This window comes from Devosia oryzisoli, from assembly GCF_014837245.1.
GTDB lineage: Bacteria > Pseudomonadota > Alphaproteobacteria > Rhizobiales > Devosiaceae > Devosia > Devosia oryzisoli.
Genome location: NZ_JACYFU010000005.1, coordinates 78,927 through 96,168, shown reverse-complemented (window position 1 = coordinate 96,168; position 17,242 = coordinate 78,927). Strand labels below are relative to the sequence as shown.

Annotated in this window: 18 protein-coding genes; 8 read left to right on the top strand and 10 right to left on the bottom strand. The window is 65.6% G+C overall.

The genetic code is table 11. The annotated features are described in order from the left end of the window. Window positions 1-23 precede the first annotated feature (23 nt). Window positions 24-1,274, bottom strand: a complete 1,251-nt coding sequence (locus IC608_RS16645) for a quaternary amine ABC transporter ATP-binding protein (RefSeq protein WP_191777856.1) — start codon at window positions 1,272-1,274, stop codon at window positions 24-26. 399 nt (window positions 1,275-1,673) lie between these two features. On the opposite strand from IC608_RS16645, the gene IC608_RS16640 reads away from it, so the two are divergent. Together IC608_RS16640 and pyc are read left to right on the top strand one after the other, a co-directional pair. Next, window positions 1,674-2,183: a protein tyrosine phosphatase family protein gene (locus IC608_RS16640; RefSeq protein ID WP_248306461.1), complete on the top strand. Its 510-nt coding sequence runs from the start codon at window positions 1,674-1,676 to the stop codon at window positions 2,181-2,183. Between the two features lie 104 nt (window positions 2,184-2,287). Next, window positions 2,288-5,728: a pyruvate carboxylase gene (pyc, locus tag IC608_RS16635; protein ID WP_191777854.1), complete on the top strand. Its 3,441-nt coding sequence runs from the start codon at window positions 2,288-2,290 to the stop codon at window positions 5,726-5,728. Between the two features lie 74 nt (window positions 5,729-5,802). On the opposite strand, the gene IC608_RS16630 is transcribed toward pyc, so the two are convergent. Further along, entirely contained in the window at window positions 5,803-6,093 is a 291-nt protein-coding gene (locus IC608_RS16630) for a YkvA family protein (protein WP_191777853.1), read from the bottom strand. 156 nt (window positions 6,094-6,249) lie between these two features. On the opposite strand from IC608_RS16630, the gene ispG reads away from it, so the two are divergent. Continuing rightward, window positions 6,250-7,491 carry a flavodoxin-dependent (E)-4-hydroxy-3-methylbut-2-enyl-diphosphate synthase gene (gene ispG / locus IC608_RS16625; RefSeq protein ID WP_191777851.1) on the top strand — a complete coding sequence of 414 codons (1,242 nt, stop codon included), beginning with the start codon at window positions 6,250-6,252 and terminating at the stop codon, window positions 7,489-7,491. A gap of 214 nt (window positions 7,492-7,705) precedes the next feature. On the opposite strand, the gene IC608_RS16620 is transcribed toward ispG, so the two are convergent. From IC608_RS16620 to IC608_RS16600, 5 genes are all read right to left on the bottom strand, one after another. Next, complete coding sequence (locus IC608_RS16620; protein ID WP_191777850.1) at window positions 7,706-8,137, bottom strand: PACE efflux transporter; 432 nt, start codon at window positions 8,135-8,137, stop codon at window positions 7,706-7,708. Window positions 8,138-8,428: 291 nt separating this feature from the next. Then, entirely contained in the window at window positions 8,429-9,058 is a 630-nt protein-coding gene (locus IC608_RS16615; protein WP_345890918.1) for a class I SAM-dependent methyltransferase, read from the bottom strand. Beyond that, window positions 9,040-9,507 carry a YbaK/EbsC family protein gene (locus IC608_RS16610; RefSeq protein ID WP_191777849.1) on the bottom strand — a complete coding sequence of 156 codons (468 nt, stop codon included), beginning with the start codon at window positions 9,505-9,507 and terminating at the stop codon, window positions 9,040-9,042. The genes IC608_RS16615 and IC608_RS16610 overlap by 19 nt, the downstream gene beginning before the upstream one ends. A gap of 8 nt (window positions 9,508-9,515) precedes the next feature. Continuing rightward, window positions 9,516-10,151: an MOSC domain-containing protein gene (locus IC608_RS16605; protein ID WP_191777848.1), complete on the bottom strand. Its 636-nt coding sequence runs from the start codon at window positions 10,149-10,151 to the stop codon at window positions 9,516-9,518. A 5-nt stretch (window positions 10,152-10,156) separates the two neighbouring features. Beyond that, window positions 10,157-11,059 (bottom strand): polyprenyl synthetase family protein, encoded by a 903-nt coding sequence (locus IC608_RS16600; RefSeq protein ID WP_191777847.1) that lies wholly within the window; start codon window positions 11,057-11,059, stop codon window positions 10,157-10,159. A gap of 121 nt (window positions 11,060-11,180) precedes the next feature. On the opposite strand from IC608_RS16600, the gene IC608_RS16595 reads away from it, so the two are divergent. From IC608_RS16595 to fumC, 3 genes are all read left to right on the top strand, one after another. After that, window positions 11,181-11,852, top strand: coding sequence for a transglycosylase domain-containing protein (locus IC608_RS16595; RefSeq protein WP_248306460.1), 672 nt, complete (start codon window positions 11,181-11,183; stop codon window positions 11,850-11,852). Window positions 11,853-11,984: 132 nt separating this feature from the next. Then, window positions 11,985-12,164 (top strand): 50S ribosomal protein L32, encoded by a 180-nt coding sequence (rpmF, locus tag IC608_RS16590; RefSeq protein ID WP_191777845.1) that lies wholly within the window; start codon window positions 11,985-11,987, stop codon window positions 12,162-12,164. A 120-nt stretch (window positions 12,165-12,284) separates the two neighbouring features. After that, on the top strand, window positions 12,285-13,685 hold the full coding sequence (gene fumC, locus IC608_RS16585; protein WP_191777844.1) for a class II fumarate hydratase: 1,401 nt from the start codon (window positions 12,285-12,287) through the stop codon (window positions 13,683-13,685). Window positions 13,686-14,066: 381 nt separating this feature from the next. On the opposite strand, the gene IC608_RS16580 is transcribed toward fumC, so the two are convergent. Continuing rightward, window positions 14,067-14,546 (bottom strand): VOC family protein, encoded by a 480-nt coding sequence (locus IC608_RS16580; RefSeq protein WP_191777842.1) that lies wholly within the window; start codon window positions 14,544-14,546, stop codon window positions 14,067-14,069. A 172-nt stretch (window positions 14,547-14,718) separates the two neighbouring features. Between IC608_RS16580 and IC608_RS16575 the strand changes: the two genes are divergently transcribed. Further along, complete coding sequence (locus tag IC608_RS16575; protein ID WP_248306459.1) at window positions 14,719-15,168, top strand: hypothetical protein; 450 nt, start codon at window positions 14,719-14,721, stop codon at window positions 15,166-15,168. 4 nt (window positions 15,169-15,172) lie between these two features. Here IC608_RS16575 and IC608_RS16570 read toward each other — a convergent pair whose 3' ends face one another. After that, window positions 15,173-15,421, bottom strand: a complete 249-nt coding sequence (locus IC608_RS16570) for a hypothetical protein (protein ID WP_191777840.1) — start codon at window positions 15,419-15,421, stop codon at window positions 15,173-15,175. A gap of 197 nt (window positions 15,422-15,618) precedes the next feature. Then, the gene (gloB, locus tag IC608_RS16565) at window positions 15,619-16,386 is read right to left on the bottom strand and encodes a hydroxyacylglutathione hydrolase (RefSeq protein ID WP_191777838.1); all 768 of its coding nucleotides are present in this window, start codon (window positions 16,384-16,386) and stop codon (window positions 15,619-15,621) included. Window positions 16,387-16,510: 124 nt separating this feature from the next. Here gloB and IC608_RS16560 point away from each other — a divergent pair, with 124 nt between their 5' ends. Then, complete coding sequence (locus IC608_RS16560) at window positions 16,511-17,242, top strand: class I SAM-dependent methyltransferase (protein ID WP_191777836.1); 732 nt, start codon at window positions 16,511-16,513, stop codon at window positions 17,240-17,242.

The window sequence follows — 17,242 nt, the reverse complement described above, 5'->3', positions numbered from 1 at the left end:
GGGTCAAGATCCCGCGTGAAGCGCTAGAGCGCAGGCTGGCGGTCCGGCTCTGAAACGGTGTCCGGTTCGGGCTGCGGCGCCTCGGTCGGCGTTTCGCTCGACAGCTGGGCAAAGACTTTCTCGGGCTCCACCACGCCGATCAGCCGGTTGTCGGTATCGGTCACGGCGATGGGCAGGCCGGTGCTGGCGCGTTCGTAGAGATCGGCCAGCTGGGTGTCGGCATCGGCGCTCGGATAGTCGGTGATGAGGACATCCTTGAGCGGCACATCGTCGGCGCCACTCTCGCGATCCGCCGCTGCCGCCTGCTGGTAGGTGACGACGCCGGCGATCTCCTGCCCGTCCATGACGTAGAGGGCATTGAGGTTCTGGTCTTCCATCGCCTTGACGGCATCGCCGGCCGTATCGGCGTCGAGGTCGACCACGGAGGGCTCGGTCGCAACGCTCTCGGCGGTAAAGACGCGACCACGGTCGATGTCGGCCACGAAGGCGGCGACATAGTCGTCGGCGGGAGTGGAGACGATCTCCTGCGCCGTGCCGACCTGCACGAAGCGCCCGTCCTTCATGATGGCGATGCGGTCGCCCAGCATCAGTGCCTCGTTGAGGTCGTGCGTGATGAAGATGATGGTTTTCTTCAGTGACTTCTGCAGCGCCAGCAGTTCTTCCTGCATGCCCTTGCGGATCAGCGGGTCGAGCGCCCCGAACGGCTCATCCATGAGCAGGATCTGCGGCTCGGTGGCGAGGCCCCGGGCGAGGCCGACGCGCTGCTGCATGCCGCCCGAAAGCTCCGAGGGCAGACTTTCGGCCCAGGCGCCGAGGCCGACCTGCTCCAGCGCTTCCATGGCGCGCTTGCGGCGCTCGGTGGCGCCCACGCCCTTGATCTTGAGGCCGTAGGCCGCGTTCTCGAGAATGGTGCGGTGCGGAAACAGCGCAAAGTGCTGGAACACCATGGCAATCTTGCTGCGCCGGATGTCGCGCAGCTTGTCCGCCGAGCAGGAGGCCACATCATCGTTGTCGATCAGGATCTGCCCGCTGGAGGGGCGGATCAGCCCGTTCAGCATGCGGACGAGGGTCGATTTCCCCGATCCGGACAGGCCCATGACGACGAAGATCTGGCCTTCTTCGACTTCGAAATTCGCATCCTGCACGCCGATGGTCTGGCCGGTGGATTCGAAGATGGCTTCCTTGGTCTCGCCCTTGGCGAGCAGGTCGAGCGCCTTGTCCGGCGCATCGCCGAATATTTTGTAGACGTCTTTCACCCTTAACTTGGCTGGCATGTGTCCTCATAAACAAGACGATGCACTATAGAGTATTTCGCGCACAGATATCGCGCGGAGCATCGTGAATGACAAAACCCGTGCGCGGCCGGAACGAAAATCGTTCCACCATCACGGTTCGCTATGATTGATGTTAAGTTTCAGACTATGACATCGGTTCCCTCATTTCAACCGCAAATCGGCCCCAATCTGATTTTGCAGCTTGGACGATAGATTGAGGGTGCCTGCGGAGAAGTCCGGATCATCTGCGTTCTGGGCCGATTTGTCTCTGCCGCTATTGGTGCGCTGCGGCAAGGAATGGGGCTTTCGGCCGCTGCCGATCCGATCCCGCACAACGACCCGCGAGGCGCCTCGCCAACGGTTCAGCCGGTACGACTTTCCGCCTAGGCCGACAGTTCCATGACAGGATACCCCCGCCAAGTGTTGCCTAGCGCGCACACGCATGGCTATAACGGCACCGCGATGCCGATGGCCGGCGGGGGAGAACTTGCCTTGGATGTGAAGCGGATCAACGACCACGTCAGCGTGTCAGGGCAGATCCAGCCCCAGGATATCGCGACGCTCAAGTCGCTGGGTTTCACCACCATCGTCAACAATCGGCCGGACGGGGAATCTCCCGATCAACCGGCCAGCGCAGAAATCGAAGCTGCCGCCAAGGCAGCCGGACTTGCCTATCACGCCATCCCGCTGGGCCGGGAGGGGGTCAGCCCCGACCTCGTCGCCCAGACCAAGGCCGCGCTCGAGGGGAGCGAAGGCCCGGTATTCTGTTTCTGCCGGTCGGGCACGCGCTCGACCACGCTCTGGGCGCTGAGCCAGGCTGGGGACCGCCCCGCCGGGGAGATCATCGCCGAGGCGGCGGAGGCCGGATACGACATGAGCCACCTGGCCGGATATCTCGGCCAGGGCTGATTGACCCAAGGCGACGGTTGGCGGACAACCGTCCGTTCCGTTGCGCACATGCTGAGCCGGATGCCCTAGGCGTCCACAGTCCCTCCTGCTCGGAACGGTTTCCCATGCCCATCAAGAAGATCCTCGTCGCCAACCGCAGCGAAATCGCCATCCGCGTGTTTCGCGCCGCCAATGAGCTCGGCCTCAAGACCGTGGCGGTCTATGCCGAGGAGGACAAGCTGGCCCTCCACCGCTTCAAGGCCGACGAGGCTTATCTCATCGGCAAGGGCAAGGGCCCGGTCGAAGCCTATCTTCAGATCGACGAATATATCCGCATCGCCCGCATTTCGGGCGCCGATGCGATCCATCCCGGCTACGGCCTCCTTTCGGAGAGCCCCGAATTTGCCGATGCCTGCGAGGACGCCGGCATCACCTTCATCGGCCCGCGCGCGCAGACCATGCGCGATCTCGGCAATAAGGTCGCCGCCCGCAACATGGCCATCAAGGCCGGCGTGCCTGTGGTGCCAGCCACCGAGCCGCTGCCGGACGACATGGAGGCGGTCAAATCCATGGCCGCCGAAATCGGCTATCCGCTGATGCTCAAGGCCAGTTGGGGCGGCGGCGGGCGCGGCATGCGCCGCATCATGGATGAAGCCCATCTTGTCAACGAAGTGTCCGAAGGCAAGCGCGAAGCCAAGGCCGCGTTCGGCAAGGACGAGATGTATCTTGAAAAGCTGGTCGAGCGGGCCCGGCACGTCGAGGTGCAGCTCCTGGGCGACGACCACGGCAACCTCGTGCACCTGTTCGAGCGCGACTGCTCGGTGCAGCGGCGCAACCAGAAGGTGGTCGAGCGCGCCCCCGCGCCCTACCTCTCGGCCGAAGGCCGCAAGGCGCTGACCGATGCCGCGGTGAAGCTGGGCAAGGCCGCCAATTATCGCGGCGCCGGCACCGTCGAGTTCTTGATGGACGCCGACACCGAGCAATTCTACTTCATCGAGGTCAATCCGCGCATCCAGGTCGAGCACACGGTCACGGAGGAGGTGACCGGCATCGACATCGTCAAGGCGCAAATTCACGTGCTCGATGGCGCCGTCATCGGCACCCCGGAGTCGGGCGTGCCGAGGCAGGAAGACATCCGGCTCAATGGCAATGCCATCCAGTGCCGCGTGACGACGGAAGACCCCGAACAGAACTTCATCCCCGATTACGGCCGCATCACCGCCTATCGTGGCGCCACCGGGTTCGGGGTGCGTCTCGATGGTGGCACCGCCTATGCCGGCGCGGTCATCACGCGCTACTACGACCCGCTCCTCGAGAAGGTGACCTGCTGGGCCCCGAGTGCCGAGGAAGCCATCGCCCGCATGCACCGCGCCCTGCGCGAGTTCCGCATCCGCGGCGTCTCGACCAACCTGGCGTTCCTCGAGAACATTATCACCCACCCCGATTTCGTAGGCAATCGCTACACCACGCGCTTCATCGACACGACGCCCGAACTCTTCAACTTCAAGCCGCGCAAGGACCGGGCGACCAAGCTCCTCTCCTACATCGCCGATGTGACGGTGAACGGGCACCCGGAAGTGCGCGACCGGCCGCGCCCGCCCGAGGATGCCGCCGCGCCCATCGTGCCGCAGTTCCCGCCTCTCCCGGTCGTCGACGGCAGCCGCCAGGTGCTCGATCGCGATGGCCCTCAGGGCCTTGCGCGCTGGATGAAAGAGCAAAAGCGCGTGCTCTTTACCGACACGACGATGCGCGACGCGCATCAGTCGCTTCTGGCCACCCGCATGCGCTCGTTCGACATCACGCGCATCGCCCAGGCCTATAGCCGGGGCCTGCCTAACCTCTTCAGCCTCGAATGCTGGGGCGGGGCGACCTTCGACGTCTCCATGCGCTTTCTCAACGAAGACCCCTGGGAGCGCCTCGCCAAGGTGCGCGAGGGCGCGCCCAACATCCTGACGCAGATGCTGCTGCGCGGCTCCAACGGGGTCGGCTACACCAACTATCCCGACAACGTCGTCCAATTCTTCGTCAAGCAGGCCGCCGCCGGCGGCGTCGACATCTTCCGCGTCTTCGACTGCCTCAACTGGGTCGAGAACATGCGTGTCTCGATGGATGCGGTGGTGGAAGCCAACAAGGTCTGCGAGGCCGTCGTCTGCTACACCGGCGACATGCTGGACCCCGACCGGTCCAAGTATGACCTCAAATATTACGTGGCTCTGGCGAGGGAACTGGAAGCGGCCGGCGCCCACGTTCTCGGCATCAAGGACATGGCGGGGCTCCTCAAGCCGGCTGCGGCGAAAAAGCTTGTTACGACCCTCAAGCAGGAAATCGGCCTGCCCATCCACCTTCACACCCACGACACCTCTGGCGCGGCGGCCGCCACGGTGCTGGCGGCGGTCGAAGCGGGCGTCGATGCCATCGACGCGGCCATGGATGCCCTGAGCGGCACCACCTCGCAGCCGACGCTGGGGTCGCTGGTGGCGGCGCTGGCCGATACCGACCGCGATCCCGACCTCGACCCCAAGGCCATCCGGCAGATCTCGTTCTATTGGGAAGCCGTGCGCACGCAGTACCGGGCCTTCGAGAGCGATCTCAAGGGCGGCGCCTCGGAGGTTTATCTGCACGAAATGCCCGGCGGGCAGTTCACCAATCTCAAGGAGCAGGCGCGCTCGCTCGGCCTTGAGACCCGCTGGCATGAGGTCGCCCAGACCTATGCCGACGTCAACCAGATGTTCGGCGATATCGTCAAGGTCACGCCCAGCTCCAAGGTGGTCGGCGACATGGCGCTCGCCATGGTGTCGGCGGGCCTCACCCGCGCCGATGTCGAAAATCCGGACAAGGACATCGCCTTCCCCGACAGCGTCGTCGGCTTCTTCGCCGGCGATCTCGGGCAGCCGCCCGGTGGTTTTCCGGAAAAGCTGCAGAAGAAGGTGCTCAAGGGCCGTACGCCGCTGACCGAGCGCCCCGGCTCCTACCTCAAGCCCATCGATCTCGAGGCCGAGCGCAAGGCCATTGCCGATGAGGTGGGCCATGTGGTGGACGATTATCGCCTCGCCTCCTACCTCATGTACCCGAAAGTCTATTCGGACTTCGAAAAGACGCAGGACCGCTACGGCCCGACCGAAGTGTTGCCCACGCCGGTCTATTTCTACGGCCTCAGCGAGGGCGAGGAAGTGCTGGTCGATATCGAAAAAGGCAAGACGCTGGTCGTGACCTACCAGGGCCGGGCGCCGACCAACGAAAAGGGCGAGGTGCGGGTGTTCTTCGACCTCAACGGCCAGCCCCGCACCATCACCGTCCCCGATCGCCTCAAGGCGGGCGAAGTCGTCGTGCGCGCCAAGGCGGCGCCGGGCGATGCCAGGCAGATCGGCGCACCCATGCCGGGCGTCATCTCCACCCTCGCGGTCAAGCAGGGCCAGAAGGTCACCGCCGGCGACGTGGTCTGCTCGATCGAGGCGATGAAGATGGAAACCGCCATCCACGCCGAAACCGATGGCGTGGTGGCCGAGCTCCTCATCAGACCGGGCGACCAGATCGACGCCAAGGACCTGCTGATGCGGCTCGAATAGACAAAGGCCCGGAGCGATCCGGGCCTCGGTTTTCGATCAGACGTGGCGCGGGTCCTGTCGGACCCCGGCAGTGGTCAGAGACGGCGCGCCGTGCCGTCCACCGTGCGTCCGGTCTTGCCGGCATGGGCCTTGGCCGGAACCGGCAGGCGCGAGACGATCCAGCTCACCATAAGCGGCACAAGCACGATGTCGTCGACCCAGCCCAGGAACGGGATGAAATCGGGCAGCACGTCAAACGGGTTGACCAGGTAGAAGGCAACAAACAATGTCGCCGCCTTCAGGTGGAGCGGGGTCTGGGGCGCCCAAAACGCCTTCCAGAGCTGGATGACTTCCTTGCGGAAGAGAACGAGACGGGGGAGGAGCATTTTGATCATGCTTGATAAATGGTCACGGGCCGTCCGGGTTCAAGAAGGACCGGTTCACTTTTGCTTGCCGTCAGAAGCGCGGCCGTCACGGATTTGACCGGTTGCCAGGGCTAAAGGGAACGCCTATCTCGGAAGCGTTCACACACGAGGATGAAAATGGCCGGTCCAGCGCCACGCAGGCAATCGGTGGGTGTCAATGTCGGCGGCGTCATGGTCGGCGGCGGGGCGCCCGTCGTCGTGCAGTCGATGACCAACACCGACACGGCCGATATCGACGCCACCGTGCGCCAGGTGATGCAACTGGCTCGCGCCGGCTCGGAGATCGTGCGCATCACCGTCGATCGCGACGAGAGTGCGGCCGCCGTGCCGATCATCCGCGATCGCCTGGCCTCCATGGGCTACGACGTGCCGCTGGTGGGCGATTTCCACTATATCGGCCACAAGCTCCTCACCGACCACCCCGCCTGTGCGGAAGCCCTGGCGAAATACCGCATCAATCCGGGCAATGTCGGTTTCAAGGCCAAGCGCGACACGCAGTTTTCCACCCTCATCGACATCGCCAACCGCTACGACAAGCCGGTGCGCATCGGGGTCAATTGGGGCTCGCTCGATGAAGAGCTGCTGACGCGCCTGATGGACGAGAACGCCGTCTCGCCCCATCCGATGTCCGCCGCCGCCGTGCAGCGCGAGGCGATCATCCAGTCGGCGCTGCTCTCGGCCGCCCGCGCCGAGGAACTGGGCATGCGGCGCAACCAGATCCTGCTTTCGACCAAGGTCAGCGACGTGCAGCACCTGATTGCCGTCTACCAGGACCTTGCCGCCCGTTGCGACTATGCCCTCCATCTTGGCCTCACCGAGGCCGGCATGGGCTCGAAGGGTATCGTCGCCTCCTCGGCCGCCCTCGGCATCCTCTTGCAGCAGGGGATCGGCGATACCATCCGCATCTCGCTCACCCCCGAGCCGGGCGGCGACCGGACGCTCGAGGTCAAGGTGGCGCAGGAATTGCTCCAGACTATGGGCTTCAGGCAGTTCCTGCCGGTCGTTGCGGCGTGTCCCGGGTGCGGGCGCACCACCTCCACCACCTTCCAGACGCTGGCCAAGGACATCCAGGATCATCTCAACGTCTCGATGCCCGAGTGGCGCGAGCGCTATCCGGGTGTTGAAACGCTGTCGGTGGCGGTCATGGGCTGCATCGTCAACGGACCAGGCGAGAGCAAGCACGCCAATATCGGCATTTCCCTGCCCGGCACCGGCGAAACCCCCGCCGCCCCGGTGTTCGTCGATGGCCAGAAGGTCGCCACCCTGCGCGGCGCCGACGTCGCCGACCAGTTCAAGGTGATGGTCGCCGACTATATCGAAAAGAAGTTCGGCACCGGCCGCCAGAACGCAGCCGAATGAACGAGCGCAACCAGCGCCGCCTGTTCTGGCTGGCCATGCTGATCATCGTGCTCGGTGCGCTCAAATGGATGGGACAGATCTAGGGAGAGACTCGTCTCGGGCTGTCGGGATCGACTGCCTCCGCCCACCGGGTCATCCCCGCGAAAGCGGGGACCTCCGTTCAACAGGGGTTCCCGCTGTCGCGGGAATGACACTGCGCTTGGACTCCCAAGGATCAGCTCCTGGCAGTCTGCCACTCCGGCAGCGGGAACACGCGGTCATAAATCCAGTTAAAGACCAGCGCATAGCCCATGTAGAAAAGCGCGAAGGCGATATCCATCACCAGCGCGTCCCAGAGGGAAATGTCGAGATACCAGGCGATGGCCGGCATCAGCATGACGAGCAGGCCGAGCTCGAACGCGATGGCATGGACGATCCGGATCGGCAATGTCTTGGCGGTGGTGCCGCGCGTGGCCCGCATCAGGTGGTCGAAGCCCAGATTGTAGATGTAGTTCCACGCCATCGCCACGGTGGCGCTGCCCACCACGATCACCGCCGAATTGCCGGCCGGCAGGTGAAAGACGAGCGCGCCCAGGGGCGTTGCCAGCAAAATGCCGATGATCTCGAAAGAGAGGGCGTGGCGAATGCGGTCGGCAGGGGTACGCATGATGCGCTCCATCAAGCCGGGCCGTCCCGAACGCTGCCCAAAACGGGGGAGGTCGTCCTCCAGGAGCCGATATAGGGCAGGGCGCAGCAGGCGGCAAGCGATGGAGGCGCTGCACAGGCGCAAATGGTGCCCGGAGCTGGATGCTCTCCCTCCCCTGAACGGGGAGGGTCGGGGTGGGGTGGTTCCGCGCCCAGGCCCTCGCACCCCACCCATCCCCCCCCCGTCGAGGCGGAGTGGTTGCGGCAGTGCGCGTCGCACGATTAGGGGGGAGGCTCCATCGCCTCCCTCACCTCAAAGGGGGCCGAGACCGAACACCCCGGCCCGCACCAAGACCTCGCTGCCAAAATCGGGCACCTGATACTCAGCCAACACATCGAGCTGTTCCACCGGCAGGTCACGGCGAAACGGGTCACCGATGAGCACAGTGGCGCCCCCAGCTGCGTGCCGGCGAAGCGTCGGCAAGGTCCGCTCGGCCACCTTGGCGTCGTAGAACACGTCGCCCGCCAGCACGATGTCGGCCCTGGCCAGGGGATCATCGGTCAACCCGATGGTGACATCATTGGCTTCCGCATTGAGCCTGAGGGCCACCTGCCCGATCCGGTCCGGCTCGAACGCGGTTACTGTCGCACCAGCCCTTGCGGCAGCGATGCCGACCAGGCCCGAGCCGGCCCCGAAATCGAGCACGGTTCGCCCGCGCACGGCTTCGGGGTGGGCCAAAATGTGCAGTACCAGCGCCGCGCCACCGGCCCACGCATAGGCCCAGTAGGGCGGATCATCGCCGAGGCCCTGCGTGATGAGCCAGGCGGTCAGCCCGCTCCGGGGCGTCGGCTGATGGAGCAAGATCGATGGGCAGAACGGCAGCGGCGCCAGCACCAGCCGGGTGCCGATGAACTCGGCCGGGGTCACTCGGGCAGTTGGCACGCCTCGACCCAGCGATTGCCGCAGAGTTCGGCCAGCCTGTCCACCGACATCCTGACCGAGGCGTGCGTATCGCCGCCAGCCGGAATGACGAGATCGTAGATGCGCAACGAGCGGTCGAGGAAGATCGGCAGCGGCGCGGGCAGTCCGAAGGGGCAGACGCCGCCCACCGGGTGGCTGGTCAGCCGCAGCACGTCCTCGGGGCCCAGCATGCGCGGACGCCCGCCAAAGGCGGCCTTGGATTTGGCGTTGTCGAGCCGGGCGTCGCCGCGCGTGACGAGCAGGAGGTCCTCGTCGCGCACGCGAATGCAGAGCGTCTTGGCGATCTGCCCGGGTTCGACGCCATGGACGACAGCGGCGAGGGGCACGGTGGCGGTGGAGGCGTCGGTGACCAGCACGACCAGGTCGGGGGCGCGTGCGGCCAGATCGTCACGAACGGATTGCAGGCTCATCAGCAGTCCTAGAGCAGGGTGGCGAGGCGGTTTTCGTAGTCGGCCCGCATCTTGTAGTGGATAGGGCTGGCCAGAATCCGGCGCAGGGTTTGTGGGGGGATGTCGCGGCGCCCGTCGAGCGCCATGAGTTCGGCCATGGTCACCCGATCGCCGGTGAACGGCTTGAGAATGACCGGCTCTCCGGCGTGAAAATTGCCCGGTTCGAGGACGCGGCAATAGGCGCCGGGGCGGCCCGCCTTGTGGAAGCGCCTGACCCAGCCGGGATCGCCCATCTTGGCCGCAAAGGTGGCGCAGGGCGTGCGGTGCGAGGTTACCTCCAGCACCACCTCGTCGATCTTGAAGCAATCACCCACCGCAACGTGGCGCCCCTCGACGCCTCCGATAGTGAGGTTCTCCCCAAAAGTGCCGGGCGCCAGCTCCCGGCCGAGTTCGGTTTCCCAGAAGGCGTAGTCGTCGCGAAAGTAGACATAGACCGCCTGGTCGACGCCGCCGTGGTGTTTGCGGTTGACGATCGCGTCGCCCGCCAGGCCCTGCCGCGTGATGTCGACATCGCCCTCGACCGGCTCCTTGTAGATGCCCGTCTGGGTCGTTTTTTTAGGGATTGGCCGTGGCTGGCCGACATTGACGCTGATCAGGATGGCCATGGTGGTCAATTCTCTCGGGAGGCAAAATAGCGGGCGGTGGCCCGCAGGCCATCGGCTCTGGGGCCGAAGGTGCGCAGATATCCGACGGCTTCGGTGACCACCGCCGTCAGGGCCTGGCGCGCCGCCTCGACCCCGACACGGGCCACGAAGGTCTGCTTGCCCATGCCCGCATCCTTGCCCGTTGCCTTGCCCATGGCGTCCGACGTCGCGGTGACGTCCAGAATGTCGTCGGCCAGCTGGTAGGCGCGCCCCGCGGCCTCGGCATAGGCGGTCAGGGCCGAAAGCGGCCGAGGCTCGGCGCCGCCCAGCAACGCCCCCATGCGCACCGCCGCGCGGATCAGCGCGCCGGTCTTCATGGCCTGCATACTGGCGATATCGTCCTCGGAAAAGCCGCCTGTTTCCCCCTCGATGTCGCGCATCTGGCCGCCGGCCATGCCGCCCGCGCCGCTGCCTGCGGCCAGTTCCGCCACCAGGGCAATGCGCACGGCCGGGTCGGGGTGGGTTGCCGGGTGGGCAAGAAGCGCGAAGGCGTGCGTCAGCAGACCGTCTCCGGCCAGGATGGCTGTCGCCTCGTCAAAGGCCTTGTGCACGGTGGGCCGGCCGCGCCGGAGATCGTCATCGTCCATGGCCGGCAAATCGTCATGCACGAGCGAATAGCAATGCACCATCTCGACGGCGAGACCGGCCTGCAGGGCCGCCGCGGGCGGCACCGAAAAGATGGCCGCGGCCTGCCGCACCAGGAGCGGGCGCAGGCGCTTGCCGCCCTCGAGGCTCCCGTGGCGCATGGCGGCGACCAGCCGTCCGGCGGCTGGCCCGGGTCCGGATAGCGCAGGCTCGGTCAGGAGGTCGGAGAGCCGGGCCTCCACGGCCCGGGCGCAATCGGCGCTGTCGGCAGCGAAATCATACATGGGCTCGTTGCTAGCCGGTTGCCCGGGGAGCGGCAAGGGCCATGCTTGGCCGCGGGCAGGGGAAAGGCTATGGGAGCGCATGGCTCGAAAACGTGTGCGTCCCTTGTGGCGGTTCCTCCGGATGATCCTTGTCATACTGGCGGTGCTGGTGGCCATTCCGCTCGTCCTGACCCCGGTCTATCTGGTGGTCGATCCGGTTTCCGTCCCCATGCTCGAACGCTCCCTCACCGGACGGCCGGTGGTGCGGAAGTGGCGTCCGATCGACCAGATTTCGGACCGCCTCAAGGCCTCGGTTATCCTCTCGGAAGATGGGCAGTTCTGCCGGCACTGGGGCGTCGACATGGCAGCGCTGCGCGAGGAGGTGGCCAATTATTTCGCCGGGCGCGAAACGCGCGGCGCCTCGACCATCACCATGCAGGTGGCGCGCAATCTCTTTCTCTGGAACGGGCAGAGCGTGGTCCGCAAGGCGCTCGAAGTGCCGCTGGCGGTCTATATCGACCTTGTCCTGCCCAAGAAACGCATCATGGAGATCTATCTCAACATCGCCGAATGGGGGCCGGAGGGGCAGTTCGGCATCGCCGCGGGCGCGGAGCGGGCTTTCGGCATCGCGCCGCAGAACCTCGACTGGCGCACGGCGAGCCTGCTCGCCGTCACCCTGCCCAACCCGCTGGTGCGCCGCCCCGCGCAGCCGAGTCCCGGGCTCAGCCGCGTGGCGCGGATCGTGGCGGACCGCGCCCAGCAATACGGGCAGCGCGCGGCCTGCGTCGGCGCGGGGGGCCGGCTTGCGCTTTAGCGCCCCGCGCGCGCAACAAATCCTCTAGCCAAGCCCCCTGGCTTGCTCTATAGAGGCCGCCAATCCCAACAGAGACGCGTCTCTGGGCCGCTTCCGGCGGCGCAACGATATTGAATTCGAAAGGACCGCACCATGGCTGTGCCAAAACGAAAGACCTCGCCGATGAAGCGCGGCTTCCGCCGCTCGGCTGACGCGATCGCAAACCCCACCTATGTCGAGGACAAGGATTCGGGCGAGCTGCGTCGCCCGCACCACGTCGACCTCAAGACCGGCATGTATCGCGGCCGGCAGATCCTCGAAGCCAAGAAGTAAGCCGAAAGGCTGGCGGCGCGTATGCGCTCGATCTGATCTATAGCGGCCGGTCCCCCACGGGATCGGCCGTTTGTTTTTCCCCTCGCCACCAGAAGCGACCAGACCTGACGGAGACCGGGCATGAGCATGCGCGTAGAATCGGACACCATGGGCACCATCAACGTGCCGGCCGACAAATATTACGGCGCGCAGACGGCCCGGAGCCTGGCCAATTTCGACATCGGCGGCGAAAAGATGCCGCGCGAGATCATCAAGGCCTTCGGCATCCTGAAAAAAGCGGCGGCGCTGGCCAACACCAAGCTTGGCCTCATGGACGAAAAGACGCGCGACCTGATCGTCGCGGCGGCGGACGAAGTCATCGCGGGCAAGCTGGGCGATCATTTCCCGCTTGTCGTTTGGCAGACCGGCTCGGGCACGCAGTCGAACATGAACGTTAACGAGGTGATCTCCAACCGCGCCATCGAGATGGCCGGCGGCGAGATGGGCTCGAAAAAGCCCGTCCACCCCAACGACCACGTCAATATGAGCCAGTCGTCCAACGACACCTACCCCACCGCCATGCACATCGCGGCGGTCGAGGCGGTAGAAAACTACCTCTATGGCCGCGTCGAATTGCTGCGCGACACGCTCAAGTCCAAGGCCGACGAATACATGGACGTCGTCAAGATCGGCCGCACGCACCTGCAGGATGCGACGCCCCTGACGCTGGGACAGGAAATTTCGGGCTGGGTGGCGCAGATCGATTATGCGCTCGCCGCCATCAAGGCCACCATGCCCCAGCTCAAGGAGCTGGCGCTGGGCGGCACGGCCGTCGGCACCGGGCTCAACGCCCACCCCGACTATGCGGTCGCCGTCGCAAAAGAAATCGCGCAGCTGACCGGCCATGACTTCGTCACCGGCCCCAACAAGTTCGCGCTGCTGGCCGGGCACGACGCCTTTGTCGGTGCCTCCGGGGCACTCAAGCAGCTCGCGGTGGCCTTCATGAAGATCGCCAACGACGTGCGCTGGCTCGCCTCGGGCCCCCGTTCGGGCCTGGGGGAAATCACCATTCCCGAAAACGAGCCGGGCAGCTCGATCATGCCGGGCAAGGTCAATCCGACCCAGTCCGAAGCCATGACCATGGTGGTGGCGCAGGTGATGGGCAATGACGCCGCCATCGGCTTTGCCGCGAGCCAAGGCAATTTCGAGCTCAACGTCTTCAAGCCCGTCATCGCCTACAATTTCCTGCAGTCCGTGCGGCTCCTCGCCGACGCCGCCAAGAGTTTTAACGACAATTGCGCCGTCGGCATCCAGCCCGACCGCAAGCGCATCACGCAGTTGGTGGACCAGTCGCTGATGCTGGTGACGGCGCTCAACCGCCGCATCGGCTACGACAACGCCGCCAAGATCGCCAAGACTGCCCACAAGAACGGCACCACGCTGCGCGAGGAAGCCATCAATCTGGGGCTCCTCACCGGCGAAGAATTCGACGCCGAGGTCAAGCCCGAGCAGATGGTCGGCCCGCTTTCACTGAAGAAGTGAAGCCTGGGTCCAGGCGCCTTTGATGCCAGCATCGTCACCACCGGGCCTGTCCCGGTGGTCCATGCCTGTCCAGGATGGATTGCCGGGACAAGCCCGGCAATGACGGTTAAGTTTGGGTGTGTTGGGGTGGATGCCCACTCCCCCTTGGCAGGGAGGGCATGAAGCAGCTCGCACCGCCCATCGGCTCCTGCGCCTCCCTCCCCGCAAGAGGAGAAAGAACCCGCCACGGCCGCGATGCGCACCCTCCCCTTGACGGGGAGGGCAGGGGTGGGGTGCTTCACACGCTCGAACCGGGGGCTGTCGCACCCCTCCCGTCCTCCCCCCGTCACGGGGGAGGTACAGGCCATCCCGCCCATTCACCAGCCGCTGCAGCCTGAGGCCCTACCCCCTCACCGCCGCCTCGATCTTGGCCACGTCGATCTTCTTCATGCTCATCATGGCCTCGAAGGCCCGCTTGGCCTTGTCGCCCCCCTCCTGCATCGCTTCGGAAAGGGCGCGCGGCGTGATTTGCCAGGAAATGCCCCATTTGTCCCTGCACCAGCCGCACATGCTTTCCTCGCCGCCATTGCCGACGATGGCGTTCCAGTAGCGGTCGGTCTCGGCCTGGTCGTCCGTCGCAACCTGCATGGAAAAAGCCTCGGTATGCTTGAAGGCCGGGCCGCCATTGAGCCCGATGCAGGGGATGCCCATTACGGTGAATTCCACGGTGAGCACGTTGCCTTCCTTGCCCGACGGATAATCGCCAGGAGCGCGGTGAACGCCGGTGACGACGGTGTCGGGGAAGGTTTCCGCATAGAACCTCGCGGCGCCCTCGGCGTCATTGTCGTACCAGATGCAGACGGTGTTCTTGGCGTTTTGCATGGTGCTCTCCTCGAGAAAACGGCCCTAGTGTTGCGCGACTGAACGGTCGCGTCCACAGGGGCGACGAATGCCGCCCCGCCATACCGACACGCTCGCAAGATTTTTCTTGGCGCCTTTCGCACGCCGGGCCGGTCTGGCATGGTGGGCGTCGCCACAGGGAGACCAGCCGAGCATGAGCGAAACAGTGATCCTGCCAGACCGGGCTGCGCCGCGCCGCCGGGGACGCTTCATCCCGCCCCTCCTGGTGTTTCCCTTCCTCGCCTACAACCTCGTGGTGTTCCTGTTCTTCCGCGGCGATCCGGTCAACTGGTCCGCGGGCCTGTTGGCCATCCCCATGCCTTCGGGCATGTCCTGGGCCATCAGCGCGGGCGATTTTCTCCTCGTCATCGGCATCATCATGCTGTTCTTCGAGGTGCTGAAATCCACCCAGACGGCGCGCAACTCCATCATCGAGCACATGCTCTCGATGGTGCTGTTCGTGCTGTTCCTGGTCGAGTTTTTGCTGGTTGGGGCCGCCGCCAGCTCGGTGTTCTTCCTTCTGATGGTGATGAGCCTGATCGACGTCGTCGCCGGCTTTACCGTCTCCATCACCAGCGCCAGCCGTGACGTCTCGATGACCTGACCGCTCAGGCGGTGAGGTTTTTGCGGTAGCCCTGCGGCATGCGCCGCACGGCGATCCTGGCGCCTTGCGTGTAGGAGCCGATGGCCGCTTCCACCGAGGCGTTGCGTCGGGCCCGTTGTGGCGGCAGGCGGTCCCGCGCGGCCAGGAGGTGGCCGACAAAGGCCGCATCGGCATGGCTGCGCGCCAGCGATGGGCGCGGCGCGGGCGCCGCTAAGGGCACCGGCAGTCTCGCTTGTGTATCAGTCTCGGGCATTGCGGCTCTCACTGTACCGTTTCGAGCCGATATGTCCTGAAATGGGACGCATCTTCTGGCTCCATACCCCTTTAGGGGCAATCGGCGTGCCAGATGTTAACGCGGTGTTAACCCGTTGCGATCCCCGAATGTGATCGATCCACGAAAAAGGCGGGTCCGAAGACCCGCCTTGTCTGCAGTTCCGCCTTGCTAAGCTCTCAGAAGTTGTCCTTGCCCTTGCGGATGGCGGCGAAAACTTCGGCCGGATCGGCGCCTTCGAGCCCGTAATAACGAGCCAGCTCCGGCGCGTCGGCGCGCAGGAACGGGTTGGCGCGCTTGTCCTCGCCCAGCTCGAACGGGATCGTGGGCCGGCCGCCGCTGCGCAGCGAATTGACCACGTCGGCGCGCTGCTGCAGCGCCCTGTTGTCAGGGTCGATGCTGAGCGCAAAGCGGGCATTGGCTTGGGTGTATTCATGGCCGCAATAGACCAGCGTGTCGTCGGGCAGGGCGCGCAGGCGCTTGATCCCTTCCCACATCGGGCCCGGTGTGCCCTCGAACATCCGCCCCACGCCCAGCGAGAACAGGGCATCGGCCGAGAACAGGTGCCGTCCGTGCGGATCGAAATAGACGATGTGGCCCAGCGTGTGCCCGGGCGTCGCGATCACCTGGAAACTGGTTTCGCCCAGCGTGACCGTGTCGCCATCGCCCACCAGTTCATCGAGGCCGGAAATCTTGTCCGCTTCGGCGGCGGGTCCGACGACCCGTGCGCCATAGGCCTGCTTGAGGTCTGCTATGGCCTCGACATGGTCCTGGTGGTGATGGGTGATGAGGATGTCGCTCAGCGTCCAGCCCCGCGCCTCAAGCGCCGCCCGGATCGGGCCGGTCTCCGGCGCATCGATGGCGGCGGTCTTGCCGGTCGCCTCGTCGTGGGCGAGATAGCCGTAATTGTCGCTGCGGGCGGGAAAGACGTCGACGATCAGGGCCATGGCCTACTCCTTCGTGTTCCTGCGGAAGCTAGGCATCGCCAGCCCGAAACGCAACCGTCCCGGGCGCAAAGACGCCCGCGCGAAAGCGCTTTTGCGCGCAGGACCAAGGCGTTACACTTGCCCCATGAGCAGCGATGTCACCCGCCTGATCGCGTATTACAAATCGCCACTGGGGCGCATTTCCCGCGCGCTGGTGCGCGAGCAGGTCATTGCCCTGGCCGGTGACGTGCGCGGCAAGCGGGTCCTGGGGCTCGGCTTTGCCACGCCCTATCTGCGGTTTGCCCTGGGGAAGGCGGAACGGGTGCTCGCCTTCATGCCGGCGCGGCAGGGGGCCTCGGCCTGGCCGCGCGAGGGCCCCAGTTGCACGGTGCTGTGCGACCCGCTCGAAATGCCGCTGACCGATGCGGCGGTGGACATGACCATCGCCATCCATGCGCTCGAGCACGTGGCCGATGCCGAGGAACTGATGCGCGAGCTGTGGCGCATCACGGCGCCCAACGGGCACCTGATCCTGGTCGTGCCGCGGCGGCGCGGTATCTGGGCGCAGCGGGACAACACGCCGTTTGGGCAGGGCAATCCCTATTCCGGCGGCCAGCTCGAAAAGCTCCTGCGCGACCACAGCTTCGTTCCCGAGGCCTGGCGCGATGGCCTTTTCCTGCCGCCCATGCAGTCCTCGCTGGTGCTGAAGTCAACGCGGTTCTTCGAGCGCTTCGGCCGCCTGTTGGGGCCGGCCATGAGCGGGGTCATCTGCGTGCGCGCCCGCAAGGAAGCCTTTCCGGCCGTGCCGCGCCGCAAGCGGGAGGCCCGCTATGTGCGGGTGCCGGGGCTTTCGGCCGCTACGGCGCGCTCGGGCTGA